The sequence below is a fragment of the Candidatus Neomarinimicrobiota bacterium genome (assembly GCA_021734025.1).
Taxonomy (GTDB): domain Bacteria; phylum Fidelibacterota; class JAANXI01; order JAANXI01; family JAANXI01; genus JAANXI01.
The window spans coordinates 321,043-336,390 of record JAIPJS010000002.1 but is presented as its reverse complement, the minus strand read 5'-3'; the positions used below and the strand labels follow the sequence as shown (position 1 = coordinate 336,390).

Below are 15,348 nucleotides of genomic sequence, written 5' to 3'. Positions count from 1 at the left end.
TACGAGGCTAACTTTGGAAGCCTTTGAATTTTATTCAAAGGCGAAACTACAGTGATGGAATATGCCAAACTCCTAAAGTGAGGAGAAACTAATAACCATGTATTTTGCCGGTCTTGATGTTTCCACCCAGAGCTGTAAGCTGGTCGTCATTGATGACGATTCCAAAGATGTTGTTTTCGTTACCGCTGTCAATTACGATAACGATTTGCCGGAATACGAGACGAAAAACGGCGTTATCCAGGGACTGCCCACCGGCGCCTCCGAATCCGATCCGAATATGTGGCTAGAGGCGGTGGATCGGGTATTCGGTGAGTTGACGGAGACTGATATCCCGGTTGAGGAAATTCGGTGTATATCTGTATCAGGTCAGCAGCACGGATTGGTTGCGCTGGATGAAAAGGGCGATTTGACGCGTCCCACGAGCAAACTCTGGAACGATTTCTCCACCCAGGAAGAGTGCGAAATTCTGACTGAGAAAATCGGTGGCCTGGATGCAATGATCGAGGAGGTCGGGAACAGCCAGCGCACCGGATACACGGCGGCCAAGATCTTCCATATGGTCAGACACGAGCCTGAACGCTACAAGAAGACAACAACGCTCTTTCTGGTACACAACTATATCAACTGGTACCTGACCGGTGGCGTGCGGGTAATGGAACCCGGGGACACCTCTGGCATAGCGCTCTGGGACCCACGGACCGGAGAGTGGTCTGGGAAGGTAATCCAGGCGATTGATTCGAACCTTCGGGATAAACTGCCGCCTGTGGAGCCATCCGACGCAACCATCGGTGACATTTCGCCATCTCTGGCGGAACGGTTTGGGTTTTCCACGGACTGCCGGATTGATGCCGGCAGCGGAGACAACATGTACGGCGCCATTGGGACCGGAAACGTTACACCCGGACTCGTGACCGTCAGCCTGGGCACCAGCGGGACGGCATACTCATTCATGGAGGAGCCGTACGTCGATCCCACCGGGGAAATTGCTGCCTTCTGCGACAGTACCGGCCATTACCTGCCGTTGTTATGCGTCTCTAATCTGGCAAACGGGTATAACGAGATTCTGAATTTACACGAAATATCCCATGATGAATTTAACAAGATCGTCTCCGAGACCGAACCTGGTAACAGCGGGAAACTTTTGATTCCGTGGTACGAAGGCGAGCGGACTCCGGATGTGCCGCAGGCAGCACCGATCTATTTTGGATTTGGCCTGGACGATTTTACCAGAGAAACCCTGAGCCGTGCGGTGTTGGAAGGCCATATCCTGAGCCTCTACGACGGATTCCGCCGAATGCCCATCGAGGTTGACGAAATTCGTCTGACCGGCGGCATGTCTCAGTCTCCGGCCTGGTGCCAGACCATCGCAGATGTGTTTAACGCCGAAACCGTCCCGGTGCAGGGTGAAGGTGCGGCGCTGGGAGCGGCCGTACACGCTTCCTGGGCCTGGAAAAAAGAAAATAGTACGCCGGAAACCATTGAGGAAGCGGTGGAACCGTATGTGATCCTTGATGAGCAAAACCGGAAAACACCCATTCCTGAGTATGTGGAAATTCATAACATTCAGAAAGAACTGTTCCGGGCGCTCAGCCTGCGGGTGCGAGGTAAGGATGGTAAAGATCCATTCGCACTTCGGGAACAAATGGAACAGTGAGAACAGGGCGAAGGCAGGCTTGGCTCTCTCTTGATCCGGAGTACAGAAATTAAACTCCTAAAAGTGGAGCACAAATATTATGGCAGAAAGTAAACCATCGATTGCTCAAAAACCGTTTGGTACACTCGAAGACGGCACGGAAGTAAGCCTGTTCACCCTCCGGAATGCGGACGGTATTACGGTGGAGATTACGAATTACGGGGGCACTATTGTTTCTGCCATGATTCCCGATACCAAAGGCTACTTTGCCGACGTAATTGTGGGGCAGGATGCCATGGAAGCCATTCTCCATGGGGATAACCCCTATTTTGGCGCGCTTATTGGTCGGTATGCTAACCGGATTGATGGGGGAAGTTTTCAGATGGACGGCCAGACTTACGAACTGGCGCAAAACGACGGCTCAAACCATCTTCACGGTGGTGAGATCGGTTTTGACAAGCGAATATGGGATGCGAAGCCGATGGAAACAGAGGAAGGAGTTGCTCTACAGCTAAAATACCTGAGCGAGGATATGGAGGAAGGGTACCCCGGGAACCTGGAGACGACGGTCTTTTATACCCTGACCAACGGAAATGAATTACGCATTGAGTACAAGGCCACGACCGATGCGAAGACGATTGTGAATTTTACAAACCATGCTTATTGGAATCTCGCGGGGAAGGGGACTGTGCTGGACCATGAAATGACAATTAATGCAAGCACCTTCACGCCGGTTAATGAGAACCTGATCCCCACCGGTGAAATGCAGCCCGTTGACGACACACCCTTCGATTTTCGGAAACCAAAGCGCATTGGCAGGGATATTGACGCGAACGATCAGCAGATTACCTACGCCAATGGTGGCTTCGATCATAACTGGGTCCTGAATAAACCCGAACCAGGCGCATCAACGATGGCAGCGCGCGTTACTGATCCGGAATCCCGGCGGATGCTCGAAGTCTGGACTACCGAGCCGGGGATGCAGTTTTACTCCGGCAATTATCTGAAGGGGATGCATCTTTCCAAAGGCAGAGATTTGGAGAAACACAGCGCGTTGGCTCTGGAAACACAGCACTTCCCGGATTCGCCGAATCAGCCGGATTTTCCCTCTGTGGAATTATTGCCCGGCGAAATGTATACCCAGACTACAATCTACCGGTTCGGGCTTCGGAAGTAGTCTCGCGTCCTATACCCATTCCGGGACTGCTACAAAATCGCCGGGAGTAAAGGTCTCTCCTTCCGACTCATCGATGATCAGGCAGAGCGACCTGGCAAGGATTTCATCTTTTTGCCAGTTTTCACCCTGACGGCGTTTCACGAACTGTAGAAATGCTCGTTCCGGGCTGGTTGCCTGAATATATTCTAGTTCCGGCCGGTTCCAGATTCGCACATTTCTGTATTGGACTCTGAAGTTTTTTGTTTGTATCGACATAACACTTCACTCAGGTTTGGATTTGCTTACAATTAGCTCTCCTGTGTGGTCATATATTCATTACTACGCATAAATATAATACATATGTGCGAATTGTCAATTAATAAAACTCCAAACGACATAATAATATGTAAAAATAAAATCATATGATTTTTTATATAGTATCAATATGAGCAAATGGTCATTTCTGTGTCTCGTTGCATAAGTTGTTCGAGTGAGGCATCATTTTGTCGATACAGATATAAATTGCGTCGCAAATGCAAACCAGAATTTTTATCTATCCATGGATGAGTCAAACTAAGATTGCTGACTTTTAAGCGCCGGTGTCTATTTCTACCGGATTTTCACCCCGCAATTTACGGACGTCAGGAAGATGGTCTATTTACGGTAAGGTGGTGCGAAATTATTCGGGAATGAGCTCGTCGATGACTCGGGCAAGTCTTTTGATGTTAATCGGTTTTTGAAATACTCGGGTTGCTCCTGCCGCTTCTAAACTCGACACAATTTCGTCTCTGACGTATCCCGTCACAGCCACAATCGGTTGTCCTGCGTTTGTCGCTCTGAGTTGAGTAATTAATTCTCTGCCATGCATATCCGGGAGTCCGATATCCGTCACGATGAGGTCGATAGTATCTGAGTGGTGATTATAATACTCCAGTGCATCAGATGCATTTGAGACCGGTGCAACGGTGTAGTCGAGGTTCGTAAGCGCTTCCCGCATTAACTCCCGTATCGAGGCTTCATCTTCGATATACAGAATATGTTGTCCCACTCCGTAGGGAACCTGCTCCGGTAATTCATCCAGTTCTAATTCCCGGAGATCCCGGGGAGCCGCTTTTGGCAGTCCGAGTGTAAAAGTGGTCCCTTTACCGGGCTGGCTCTCAACCGTGATCCATCCGCTGTTTTTTCGGATAATACTCTGGACTATGGCAAGCCCCAATCCTGTACCGTCCGTCGACTTTTTGGTGGTGAAAAACGGCTCGAATATGCGGTCCTGCGTCTCTGCATCCATCCCTATACCTTCGTCAATCACCTGAATGCCGAGATAGTCCGAGTTTGGTGAGGCAGCATGGGAAGGGATTTCTCCCGAAGATACCGAAATGGCTTGCAGGGTGATGGTTCCGCCGTCCGGCATGGCGTCGGCCGCGTTGATGCACATCGTTATCAGTATTTGCTGCAATTGTGCGGGATCGGCCCAGATCCGATCCTCCTCAGTCGCAATCTTCACACGGATATTCACATTTTTCGGCAGGGTATGGGCACCAATCTCTTTGATCTCATACAAAAAATCGGAGACAGTAATGGCTTTGGTTTCAGGATCGGCGGGCCTGGTAAAGGTCAGCATCCGTTTCGTAACAGTGTTTCCGCGGTCAACACTGGATTGGATGATTTGGAGATATTTCCGGAGATTGTCATCCTGAATTTTAACGTTCAGAATTTCCTGTGCACTGTTAATTGCAGCGAGGACGTTGTTAAAATCGTGTGCGATACCACCCGCGATTTGGCCGAGTGCCTCCATTTTCTGGGACTGAATCAACTGTTTTTCCAGTTCCTTCTGTTCGCTGATATCCTTCACGGTACCTTCATAGTATATCGGATTGCCCGCTTCATCGGTAACTTCGACGGCATTCTCTAATACTTCAACACGCCACCCCTGATCATGAACCCAGGTGCCTTCAAAATCTCTGACCGCACCCTTTTCCCGGAGTATTTGCTGGAATTTTTCGTGCGAGAGCTGCGGTGTGAATGGCAGATCATCGGTGCGCTTTCCGATGATCTCATCCGCCGACTCGTATCCCAGCATCTGGGCCATCCGGTCATTGGCAAAGAGGATTTCATTGTCATAACTCATCCGGTAAATACCTTCGTGGAGATTGTCCAGAATCTGCTGCAACTCCCGGCGGGATTGCTGGAGGGCTAATTCGGACTGTTTTTGACTAGTCACATCCTCGATCATCACCAAGTATTCCGATTGTTCTGAGCCGGAAAACAAGTTTGTCAGCGTAGTCTTTCCCCAGACGACTTTGTCGGTATCGGTAACGTACTGTTTTTCAATTTGTCTGGAAAAAGGCTCGTGTTGCGATAATTTCCGGAGAATATCGGTTGTACTCTCACGGTCTTCAGGCAAGACGACTGAGGGAAGCGCATGGGCTTTAAGTTGAGTCGGAGAATATTCCAGCATTTCACACAGGGACTTATTTACCGCCTCAAAATGAAATTCCTGGTTAAGGATAGCCATCCCTACCGGACTTTCCTCAAAGATCTTCCGGAACCGGGTTTCGCTCTCAAAAATAGCCTGTTTTGATTCCATTTTTTGAGAGACATCCCGGATTACGCCGATAAATCCCGTCATCTCTCCATGCTCATCTTTGAGAAAATACACCCCGGTATCTCCGGGAAAGATTACCCCGGATTTGGTCTGATAATTAACAGTCACTCGCAATTCCCGATCCGCTTGGTGCTCTTGAATCGCTTTTCCCAGTATCCGGTATTCCTGATGGTCAGCATAGATGTATTCTGTCTTGTGTCCCCGGAGCTCCTCAAGTGAGTACCCGAATTTCTCCTCAAACGCCGGATTACAATCAATAATGTTACGATGGGTATCCGCTATAAGTATCGCATCCCAGATACTGGTAAACAGGCTGTGGTAACGGGTTTCCATTTCACGGCGTTTGGTTACATCGGAAATATGACCTTCAAGTATCTGATGGCCCTCGGAATTTTCCACGAGTCGGCCACGTTCCCAGACGGTTTTTGTGACTCCATCTTTGGTTTGAATACGGTATTCGACCTCAAAGGGCTCGTCTTTCCGGATAGCTTCCTGCACCTTTTTTTCGACTATGTTCCTGTCAGCTGGTTGGATCAATTCTGCATAGGAGATGGTAGTGTTTTGTATAAGATCCAGGGGCTGGTATCCCGTCAGGGATTTACATCCGTCACTGACAAACTGCATGGTCCAGTGCTGATCATTAATACAGCGATAAGCCATCCCGGGGATATTCTGCAGTAATGTTGCAAGCCGCTTTTCACGTGCCTGAATCGCCTTCTCTTTTTTCCGTCGCTCGGAATCGTCCCGAAATACCAGCACGGCTCCAACTATCTCATCCTCGTATTTAATCGGAGATCCGCTGTCCAGGATAGGCAAGCGCCGGCCATCTTTTGCTAACAGTTCCGTATGATTGGCCAGGCCGATAATACGACCCTCTTTCAATACGCGACCCACCGGATTTTCCACCGGAGATTTTGTCTCTTCATTAACGACCTGAAATACCTCTGCAATGGGAAGCCCTTTGGCTTCTGAGGAACTCCAACCTGTTAACAATTCTGCCTGCCTGTTTACATAGGTGACACGTCCTTCCGTATCAGTCGCAATCACGCCGTCGCCAATACTGTGCAGGGTTTGAGAGTACCACAATTGCTCCCGGTAAAGCCTGTTTTGCCAGAGAATTTGATATACACCGAGTATTGCCCCAGCTACTGCGCAAACTCCTAAGATGAGCAGGCGAACATAAATCTCATGTGGGGGAATTTCGTAAAACAGCAAATCCAGAAAGGGACCTTCGTAATAATATACCATATCCAATACGGTATCGAGTATCCAGAGCGATGCTCCGACAACCAGGGAAAAACCGAAAGGATACAGAAACGTTTTGGTTTTTAGAGACGATAATTTCATTGATCTATAGCGGGCCGTTAGACAACTGTGATGCCTTCCAGGTATTCAAATGATCAATCGCTGTTGCAACTAATGTTGAAAGCAAACCAACCTGACTGTAGCAAAAAAAACCTCTTGAAGTCAAGTATAATAATGTTGTTCTCGAGAAACTATATAAAATTCCCCACACGGTTCGGTATAATTTTTGATATACTCAACAGTTCTGGCGTCCTGGTATGGTATCAGGTTTAACCGGACAACCATGATACAACGGAATTTCGGGTACTGGGTATCTCCAAATGTATAATAGCCACAATTTCGATAAACACCTCTTCTATTCTCTGGAAAAAAGGTTCTAAAGTTCAGGAAAAAATCACTGACACGGGAGAAAACTTTATGTGTAACATGCGACTTACAATTTTGTTGGGGACCTTCTGTCTGGTGTTGTTTTCCATGCCGGGATTGGCTGCGGAGAGTCCGAAAAAAGAGCATTCCACCTACGACCAGTCGATGGATTTCAGTCCGCTTTCTCCGATGTTTCGTATTTATGCTATCCAGTATTATCGCCACCTGACGCCCAGGGATGAAGTGGTCCTTGGAGCCGCGTACACAAATTTACAGTGGGATTTCGGTGAGACGAATGCCGCAACGTTGATTGTCGGCTACCGCCGATATCTCTGGAAAAAGTTACACATTGAGTACCAGCTCTGGCCGGATTACGATTGGTTCTATGAAAAACAGGAAGAGCGGTATTACGAGGGATTTGACCTCTGGAACGAATTTCGACTGGGGTATCAGGTGGATTTTTCACTGGGAAATTTACCCTGTTTCATCAACTTCCAGTGGCCGTTCGGCTTCGGATTGTACGCGGCAAACAAGCCTGACAGTTTTAGACAGCATGAGGAGGAGAATCCGTATTTCTACTTTCCGCCGATGTTCTTCCTGGGGATACGGTTTTTTTAACGGTTAAATCACCTTTTCCTGCCTTGGGGAGGGTTTCCACCTGGGCCAAATCAGTCTTGCACTCCACGTTTCTGCCGTGCATATTACGAACATATCTATCAAACCAGCCGGTTGATTCAGAAGGAGAAATGGTAATGGGGAATGGTAAGCCGCCGAATAGTGGAAAGGGCGGAATTCCGCCGATCTTATTATTGGCGGTATTCATTGTATTAATACTGGTGCCACTCGTATTGATCCTGGTGATGGACCATCGAGATGCCATACAGGAGTTTGTGCTGGTATTCCTTATGGCGGTCGGGTGTTCCGGGTTGTTTGTGCAATTTTCTGCGGAATTCAACGTGACCATTGGAAAATACAAGGCAACCGGTGCTACCGCCATTCTGCTGCTTATCCTGTTTTTTCATCAGATGGTTACTACCAACGTCCAGCAGCAACAAGAGGAACGCCCTGACCAGGCACAAAATATCACCGAAATCGAGCAGTCCGAACCGTCGCCGGAACCGACAGAACAGATAGCACCATCGCAGCAGAAGGCATCTCAGTCTATGGAGGCTCGTGAGGATGTCGAGTCACATGCCACTGCCAGCCAGGATGTAACTCGGGAGCAACAGCCGGCTGCTCAGGAAGAGAGCGGGAAACCAATAGAGTCTGTGCGTATTGTCTATCCTGTCGGAGTCGAAGAATTCAAGGCTGTCGCTTTTACACTGGATAAGGCGATACGAGGACGATTCTCTGACGCCTCGGTTGGTGTGTATTCTATTGGCAATGCATTTAAGGCGATATTCAACAGTGAGGGGAAATACCGGCAAGAGTTCCATGTGTATGTTCAACCCGATATCCGTCAAAGCGGCCACCTTAACCTCCGGAACAGCCTATCACGGATAGACGAATTTGTCTTTATTGAAGATCCTGAAGTAAAAAACCTGGGTAAAGAGGACGTGGTAATTCGGATAGGCTCTTGATGTTCAAAGGAATACAAATACCTCGCAAACGGAGGGAAACGCTGTGCAAACGGTAAAAGTCACTCTACTCGTTTTGGTTATGTTCTTTTCGGTATCTACAGTGTATGCGGCTTTCGAGAAAGATACAATTCAAACTTCCCGGGGAGATTTGGTAATTACCTTTATCGGTCACGGAACTCTCCACTTTCAATATCAGGATGTGACTATCCACGTGGATCCAGTGACTCGATATGCCAATTATACGGAAATGCCGGACGCCGATATCATCCTGATAACCCATCATCACGGGGATCACCTGGATCCGGAAGCCATTGATAAAATCAGCACAAAAAATACCAAAATAATTTACACACAAACCTGTGCCAAAGAATTGGCTGGGGGAAGCGTCCTGAATAACGGAGAGCATACAACCATCAGGAAAATTCCTGTGAAAGCGGTGCCGGCATACAACCTGGTCCACAAACGGGGGAACGGCGAGCCGTATCATCCCAAAGGGGTTGGTAACGGGTATGTCATATCTTTCGGCGATATAAAGGTCTACGTTGCCGGCGACACGGAAAATGTTCCGGAAATGGCGGACCTGACCGAAATTGATATCGCCTTCCTGCCGATGAATTTGCCGTATACCATGACTCCAAAGATGGTTGTCGACGCCGTGACAATGTTTCAGCCGAAAATACTCTATCCGTATCATTATGGTAATACGGACGTGAGTGAATTAGTGAAATTATTACGTGATTATGAGAATACTGAGGTTCGGGTTCGAAGTATGGATTAGGTTTCATATCAAGGCAAGGTAAATACGTGTTCGGTTTGAAGGGCCTAAATGCTAGCATGTAGTTCAGCAATTTGTAAATAGATGCTTGAGTCCTTGCAGGCCGGCCTCCTTCAAAAATTAGTTTTTCATTTGTTTTTTGTAAATGTTTCTGATTTCCAGCAAGCTCTCGTAATACCGATCCGACTCCTTAAAATCCGGGAAGGACCAGTCATACGGATGGAATGAGCCTTTTCTATAATAAAGTGTAGGATCAGCATAGATGCCATAGTCCAGATAGATCTTCTGTCCATTGAACTTTGCCGACGCCAACACCACTTTGTGGAAATCCATATAGCCGATGTCCAGGTTTACCGTACGCTCTCCGTCAACGGCGGCCGTTTCCTCGATCTCATTGCACCGAATTTTGGCTGAAGCAAGGATTCCAGGGTTCACCAGCTCTGTAAAACTCACGAACATCCGGAAGATCGGAGTGCCCATCTCGTCGGCATAGTAATCGGTCACTTCGAACGGAAATGTTTCGCTCCGGTAATCGACGGCGCTGAATGACTCCTCGCCTATTTTTAGCGCCTGTTCCATTCTCTGCTCATCGGAGTATAGTACACCGATAAACAGTTTGACGGGATCCGGTTCAGTCGGTTGCATCGACGGTTTCTTTCGTTACTTCTCGGTTTATTTCCAGGGAATGCCGGGCTTCCTCAACCAAGTCCAACGGGATACCGAACTCGTTCAGGATGAGCTTTTCCGCAACATCTCTGGATTTATGCCGCTGGACTTTTTCATGTCCGGTTACCTTGGTGAAATCGTCGTGGATATAAATCATTTCACCACCGGCGGTGCGGGTAAGTATAATGCCATTCATGGTGGGTTTTGTAAACGAGGCTATCCAGTGCTGACTGAATTCCTCCGAATCCACGCCGGATGCCGTGAAGCGATAGCGCCACGTAAAATTGCCATTACGAAAGGTGTAGACGTCATACCGTTCCACCTCTCGATTAAACCGGATTTCGATACCGGAGTGAGGCGTCAGGTGACGCTGTTGGGTATCCTGGGAAATCAGGAGTGGTTGGTGAATCATATAGCCTGGGTCAACGAGATAAACCCCCTCATTGAAATACACCAGAATTGCCGAGTGCACATTCTTACCCCATTTCATGTCTCCCAGGATAGGATCACAGTCGTAACCGCAGTTTCGGAGGATTTCCAGCAGATACCAGGTCAGAGAAAAACAGGTGCCGCCCAGGCGAAAATTGCGATAATCCTCGTAGATAGTGTCCGGCAGACGAAAACCGGTCTGTTCGCCGTGTTTCGCAAAGTTGATAATTTTGCTGATATTCTCGTACGGGATCCGGCTGAACTCTTGGGCGATTGTCTCCAGGTGGTCCAGGGTAGGCGACTGCTCCTGAATTCCAAAATGCCCCAGGAATTGCCGGGCTTCCCCGAAATGCTTTCCCGGCGCTAATCGGTCTGGTGTTATCACTGTCATCACGGTGCAATATAAATAATCCGAGTCTGATGACAAGAAGTTCCTGATAGGAAACAAAGAGGTTTTTATATTGGGAGTGATAAATTTAGACGGTATTAATTTATTGGCGAAAGGAGTCTACCATGAAATCAACCACGGAATACCTGACCTTCAACATCCCTGCCCGCATGGATTTTAAAAATATTACCAGAGACGTAGAACAGATTTTTAATGAATCCGGAGTACAGGAGGGGATGGTGCTGGTCAATGCGATGCACATCACCGCCAGTGTTTTTATCAATGACGCCGAGCCAGGATTGCACCAGGACTATAAGGAGTGGCTGGAGGAATTGGCGCCGTTTGATCCCAGTCCGGAGACGTACAATCACAATCGCACCGGGGAAGATAATGGCGATGCCCACCACAAGCGCCAGATTATGGGCAGAGAAGTGGTAGTGGCTATCACCGGCGGCAAACTGGACTTCGGTCCCTGGGAGCAGATATTTTACGGCGAATTCGACGGCCGTCGGTCGAAGCGAGTGCTGGTGAAGGTGATTGGGGAATAAAAAAAGGAGAAAGGAGAAAGGAGCAAATTGAATATCCAATGTCCAATTACCAAGGCTCCACTGTGTCATTTGGATTAAAGAATGCAGAATGAAGAGTGAATATTGAAGAATGAAGAATGAAAATTGAAGAAGGGGGGAGGCGCTTACTCTTCATCGTAATCCTAATCGTACGATTACCCTGATGTTTCGCCAGATGATTGGATGAAATGAATTTCCATCCTAAAAAAACTGTCACACAAATTCAGCCCTGCAGAACCCGGCGGGGCTTTTTTTTCCACTATTGATTTCCGTGTTTGCCGGGAGTAATATTATAACAGTTGTGCCCTTTGCGTTGGTTTTACTCGTCAGGAGTGTGACATGAAACGATGTATTCGTTTATGCGGACTGGTGTTGCTGCTTTTATCCGGACCCACAGTACAAGCCGAATGGACGAACCAAATCTTAGTCGCCGATTCCATAGAAGTCCTGAGCCGGCCGATTGTCGTTGAAAATTTTGAGCGTTCCGTCGATACTGCAGTCGTCCTGTTTGAAGGGAGGACGACACGCCACATCTCCGACATCTTTCTGGGAAAGTTTTGGTTTGAGAACGAAGAGTTAGCATTAGAAGTTCTGAACATCTCCCAGTCAACGGATTCGAGCTATTTCCCACAATATCACGGGAAATGGGATTCTGAGTATATGGCCGTTATCTGGCTGGAGATGAATAAAAGTACATCAGATTCAATGCTCATGCTACTTCGAAAGATATCATCTGATGGTGGATGGCTTCAACCCGACTCTGTTCAATGGTTCTCCGGTTTAGATGAGTACCGAATTTTTAATACACCCTGGGGAAATACGAATCAAGTAACTTTTACGTACACCACCTATCAGGATTCCTTTTTTTATGAGTTCCGCTATGACTTGACAGAGAATCAGGTGTTAAATTCGGATACTATTATATTCGCTGAGGATGAATTCCGAACACCCAGGATACAGGATTTCAAGTTTGCGACGTTATGGGGAGGCGATATACCCGATTATCAGGTTGTCGCACTCGTCGAGACTGAATCATCAATGTCAGTAAGTACCACGTACTATCAGAGGGGATTTTGTTTTGTCGGCTGTACAGAGCCTTATTGGGGAGATCTGGTGCCCCATGCCACCGTAAATTCAAATACCTCCGAAATTCAGGTCGTGCAGGGATTTGGACTACAACCACGCGCGGGATGGTTGGTAAGCGATGGTTCAAAGAACTATGCTGCAATATTGATATCGGAGGACTGCTTCGATTCAACCATGTGGGGGCCCCATCAGGGATGGTCAGCATGGACTTCAGTAGTAAAGATTCCACTTATTGGCGATAATTCAGCCCACCTGACGCTGGGGTATCCAGACAAGAATAACATGCTGATAGCCTGGGACGCCGAATATCGTGGTAACAGAGAAATCTTTGTGAAATGCGCATCATCTGAGGAGCGCCCTGTTCGTGTCACCAAAAATTCCGGAGCGGACATAACACCAGTTATCGCCCACATTCGATCGGGACTGGATGCATACGAAGTAGTGATTCTATGGAACTCTGACCACACTGGAGTGCCACGGCTCTGGGCGGCCACCGGGAGTGTTCCGGTGGAGGTTCAGGATGAGAGCCGAATTCCTGAAATTTTTCACGTCTCCCAAAACTACCCGAACCCGTTTAACACGGAGACGACCATCGAGTATACCGTCCCGACACCGGGTGAGATCAATGCCGGCGTATACAATCTGCTGGGACAGAAGGTGGAGACGCTGCACAATGCACGCGTTGACGCCGGCCGACATTCCCTTCGCTGGGATGGAGAATCCGATGCGGGACCGTCAGTGGCGAGCGGTGTATACCTGGTGCGAATCAGATATAAGATCGCTGACCAGCCTTCTGTGGTAGTCAAAACCCTTCGAGTTGTGTTGATGAAATAGATTACTATCTGAGAAATGTAGCCCTCACTAAAGTTGCTTTAGAGCATGTGGGAAGGTCCTCTTCGACAAGCCCAGAGTGACTTTCCATGCAGCCATTCGGAGCTCATTGGGGGATAAACACCCGAACCCTCAAACAATATTACAGCGCTCCCAACACCTGCGCAATTATAATGATACAGACGAGTGCGATGGGATAGACTGTGGCGTAGGAGACTTGTGGCGCGTTGGATTCGGTGAGCGAATCCACCGCAGCCAGGCCGGGGGTGCTGGTCATGCTTCCGGTCAGGACGCCGAGCAGGACCAGAAAATTCATTCCGAAGGCAAAATACGCCACCAGCGTCATTACTATCATTGGAATAATTGTGATGATTGCCCCGATGAGAAAGAGTTTTGGCCCGTACTGGGTGAACGTCCCGGCGATCTCGGCGCCGGCATGGGTGCCCACGGACGCCAGAAAGAATAACAATCCCAGCTGGCGCAGCAGATTGTTTGCCGGCCAGGACATGGACCAGATGATTGGCCCGGTTTTGCCGATGCGGCTCAGTATAAGCGCCGTCGCCAGCACGCCGCCGGTCAGACCGAGGTGAATGGTCGTGAGGCCAAAAAGCGGAATCGGGACTTGTCCGATGAGTACGCCGATGACAATTCCCAGGGCGATAGGCAGGAAGTCGGTTTTGGAGAGCTGCCGCTCCTCGTTTCCAAGGATTTCTATGGCGCGCGAGAGATTATCTTTGGTGGAGATAATCATCAGCCGGTCGCCGTACCGGATTTGCCGGTGCGGCTGGGGCGTAATTTCCAGACCGCCGCGCCTGATTCGGGTGACGGTCGTGTTGTACCGTTCGAGCAAATTCAGTTCTCCGATCTTTTTATTGGCGACATTTTTGTTCGTCACTAATACCCACTGAAAATCGTAATCCTGGCTTAACGGAATCTCTTCATCCGTCTGGTGACCAACGAGCAGCTCCAGCCGGTGCAGCGCCTCTTCGGTTCCCACAGCCCGGATCAGGTCGCCGGTCTCCAGCGTTGTTTCCGGCGTCGGGCTGCTGGCCTTTTCGCCGCGCTGTACCCGGGAGATATTGGCGCCGGTCATCTTGTACACTTTCAACTCACGCAGAGTCTTCCCGGAGATATTCTGGTTCTCTACGATAAAGTTTTGTCCCCGGAGCTCCGGATAATCCTCCTGCTCCGCCTCCTGGTAGGCATCCCGTTCCCGTTCGAGGTCGGCCCGGAATATCTTTGGAATCAGACGGACAAACAGGATGACGCCAATAACGCCGAACGGATAGGCCACTCCGTAGCCAATGGATGCCAGGGGGGAATTCGTGCCTTCGATAGCTGCCGCCAAACCGGGCGTACTGGTGAGCGCGCCAGTCAGTAGGCCAACGGCCAGGTTGAAGTCCACGCGGAACAGCAGGGCCACGATAACAGTCACGACGGTAGCGGTCAAAACCAGAGTAACGGTGGAGAGAATCAGCGACTGCCCCTGCCGCTTGAACGACTCAAAAAATCCCGGTCCGGCCTGGATGCCGATTGTGAAGATAAACAGCACGAGGCCGATATCCTGAAAATCGGTGGGAATTATAAACCCAAGGTGTCCGGCGAGTAACGCAATAAAAAGGACGCCGGAATTATCCAGGGAAATGCCTTTGTACCTGAAATTCCCCAGGATGATACCGAGCGCAATAACCACTGCCAGCAAAAAGTAGGTGGATGTGATAAAGTCAGGCATAGGATACGGGGATTACTTTATCGGATTGGGAGACATATCGAATGTATGTCGGAGTCTTTACCATAATCGGATGAAAATTTACGAAGAATCACCGAGGAGGGGTAACGGTATTTTAGGATTTTTACCACTAATTGTATTCTGGGAAAATTAACAATTAAAGTCATCCTGAACGAGGTCTCTATGCAATCGGGAAGAATCCGTCCCACAGAGATTCATGTGGGACTGTTCTC

General features: G+C 48.8%; 12 protein-coding genes. 7 read left to right on the top strand and 5 right to left on the bottom strand.

What is annotated here, in order from left to right:
• The first annotated feature begins 97 nt into the window (after positions 1–97).
• Positions 98–1,654, top strand: a complete 1,557-nt coding sequence (xylB, locus tag K9N57_03825; GenBank protein ID MCF7803295.1) for a xylulokinase — start codon at positions 98–100, stop codon at positions 1,652–1,654.
• Between the two features lie 79 nt (positions 1,655–1,733).
• Positions 1,734–2,810 (top strand): galactose mutarotase, encoded by a 1,077-nt coding sequence (locus K9N57_03820; GenBank protein MCF7803294.1) that lies wholly within the window; start codon positions 1,734–1,736, stop codon positions 2,808–2,810.
• 9 nt (positions 2,811–2,819) lie between these two features.
• Here K9N57_03820 and K9N57_03815 read toward each other — a convergent pair whose 3' ends face one another.
• Positions 2,820–3,065: a hypothetical protein gene (locus K9N57_03815; protein MCF7803293.1), complete on the bottom strand. Its 246-nt coding sequence runs from the start codon at positions 3,063–3,065 to the stop codon at positions 2,820–2,822.
• A gap of 403 nt (positions 3,066–3,468) precedes the next feature.
• Positions 3,469–6,741: a PAS domain S-box protein gene (locus K9N57_03810; protein ID MCF7803292.1), complete on the bottom strand. Its 3,273-nt coding sequence runs from the start codon at positions 6,739–6,741 to the stop codon at positions 3,469–3,471.
• A 375-nt stretch (positions 6,742–7,116) separates the two neighbouring features.
• On the opposite strand from K9N57_03810, the gene K9N57_03805 reads away from it, so the two are divergent.
• From K9N57_03805 to K9N57_03795, 3 genes are all read left to right on the top strand, one after another.
• The gene (locus tag K9N57_03805) at positions 7,117–7,683 is read left to right on the top strand and encodes a hypothetical protein (GenBank protein ID MCF7803291.1); all 567 of its coding nucleotides are present in this window, start codon (positions 7,117–7,119) and stop codon (positions 7,681–7,683) included.
• Positions 7,684–7,817: 134 nt separating this feature from the next.
• Positions 7,818–8,645 carry a hypothetical protein gene (locus K9N57_03800; GenBank protein ID MCF7803290.1) on the top strand — a complete coding sequence of 276 codons (828 nt, stop codon included), beginning with the start codon at positions 7,818–7,820 and terminating at the stop codon, positions 8,643–8,645.
• Between the two features lie 79 nt (positions 8,646–8,724).
• A complete protein-coding gene (locus K9N57_03795; protein MCF7803289.1) occupies positions 8,725–9,423 on the top strand; it encodes an MBL fold metallo-hydrolase in 699 nt (232 codons plus the stop codon).
• A gap of 117 nt (positions 9,424–9,540) precedes the next feature.
• Here the strand turns inward: K9N57_03795 and K9N57_03790 are convergent, their stop codons facing one another.
• Positions 9,541–10,065 carry a DUF4416 family protein gene (locus K9N57_03790; GenBank protein MCF7803288.1) on the bottom strand — a complete coding sequence of 175 codons (525 nt, stop codon included), beginning with the start codon at positions 10,063–10,065 and terminating at the stop codon, positions 9,541–9,543.
• Positions 10,052–10,909, bottom strand: coding sequence for an arylamine N-acetyltransferase (locus K9N57_03785; protein ID MCF7803287.1), 858 nt, complete (start codon positions 10,907–10,909; stop codon positions 10,052–10,054). The genes K9N57_03790 and K9N57_03785 overlap by 14 nt, the downstream gene beginning before the upstream one ends.
• A 119-nt stretch (positions 10,910–11,028) precedes the next feature.
• Here K9N57_03785 and K9N57_03780 point away from each other — a divergent pair, with 119 nt between their 5' ends.
• Both K9N57_03780 and K9N57_03775 read left to right on the top strand, forming a co-directional pair.
• Positions 11,029–11,451, top strand: a complete 423-nt coding sequence (locus K9N57_03780) for a secondary thiamine-phosphate synthase enzyme YjbQ (GenBank protein ID MCF7803286.1) — start codon at positions 11,029–11,031, stop codon at positions 11,449–11,451.
• Positions 11,452–11,808: 357 nt separating this feature from the next.
• Positions 11,809–13,389, top strand: a complete 1,581-nt coding sequence (locus K9N57_03775; protein MCF7803285.1) for a T9SS type A sorting domain-containing protein — start codon at positions 11,809–11,811, stop codon at positions 13,387–13,389.
• A gap of 139 nt (positions 13,390–13,528) precedes the next feature.
• Here the strand turns inward: K9N57_03775 and K9N57_03770 are convergent, their stop codons facing one another.
• Positions 13,529–15,118, bottom strand: a complete 1,590-nt coding sequence (locus K9N57_03770; protein MCF7803284.1) for a transporter — start codon at positions 15,116–15,118, stop codon at positions 13,529–13,531.
• Positions 15,119–15,348 lie beyond the last annotated feature (230 nt).

Bases quoted from the DNA above. Each gene is read 5' to 3' on its own strand.
- K9N57_03790 (MCF7803288.1), bottom strand. From the start codon at position 10,065: ATGCAACCGACTGAACCGGATCCCGTCAAACTGTTTATCGGTGTACTA.
- K9N57_03815 (MCF7803293.1), bottom strand. From the start codon at position 3,065: ATGTCGATACAAACAAAAAACTTCAGAGTCCAATACAGAAATGTGCGA.
- K9N57_03775 (MCF7803285.1), top strand. From the start codon at position 11,809: ATGAAACGATGTATTCGTTTATGCGGACTGGTGTTGCTGCTTTTATCC.
- xylB (MCF7803295.1), top strand. From the start codon at position 98: ATGTATTTTGCCGGTCTTGATGTTTCCACCCAGAGCTGTAAGCTGGTC.
- K9N57_03800 (MCF7803290.1), top strand. From the start codon at position 7,818: ATGGGGAATGGTAAGCCGCCGAATAGTGGAAAGGGCGGAATTCCGCCG.
- K9N57_03780 (MCF7803286.1), top strand. From the start codon at position 11,029: ATGAAATCAACCACGGAATACCTGACCTTCAACATCCCTGCCCGCATG.
- K9N57_03820 (MCF7803294.1), top strand. From the start codon at position 1,734: ATGGCAGAAAGTAAACCATCGATTGCTCAAAAACCGTTTGGTACACTC.
- K9N57_03770 (MCF7803284.1), bottom strand. From the start codon at position 15,118: ATGCCTGACTTTATCACATCCACCTACTTTTTGCTGGCAGTGGTTATT.
- K9N57_03795 (MCF7803289.1), top strand. From the start codon at position 8,725: ATGTTCTTTTCGGTATCTACAGTGTATGCGGCTTTCGAGAAAGATACA.
- K9N57_03810 (MCF7803292.1), bottom strand. From the start codon at position 6,741: ATGAAATTATCGTCTCTAAAAACCAAAACGTTTCTGTATCCTTTCGGT.
- K9N57_03805 (MCF7803291.1), top strand. From the start codon at position 7,117: ATGTGTAACATGCGACTTACAATTTTGTTGGGGACCTTCTGTCTGGTG.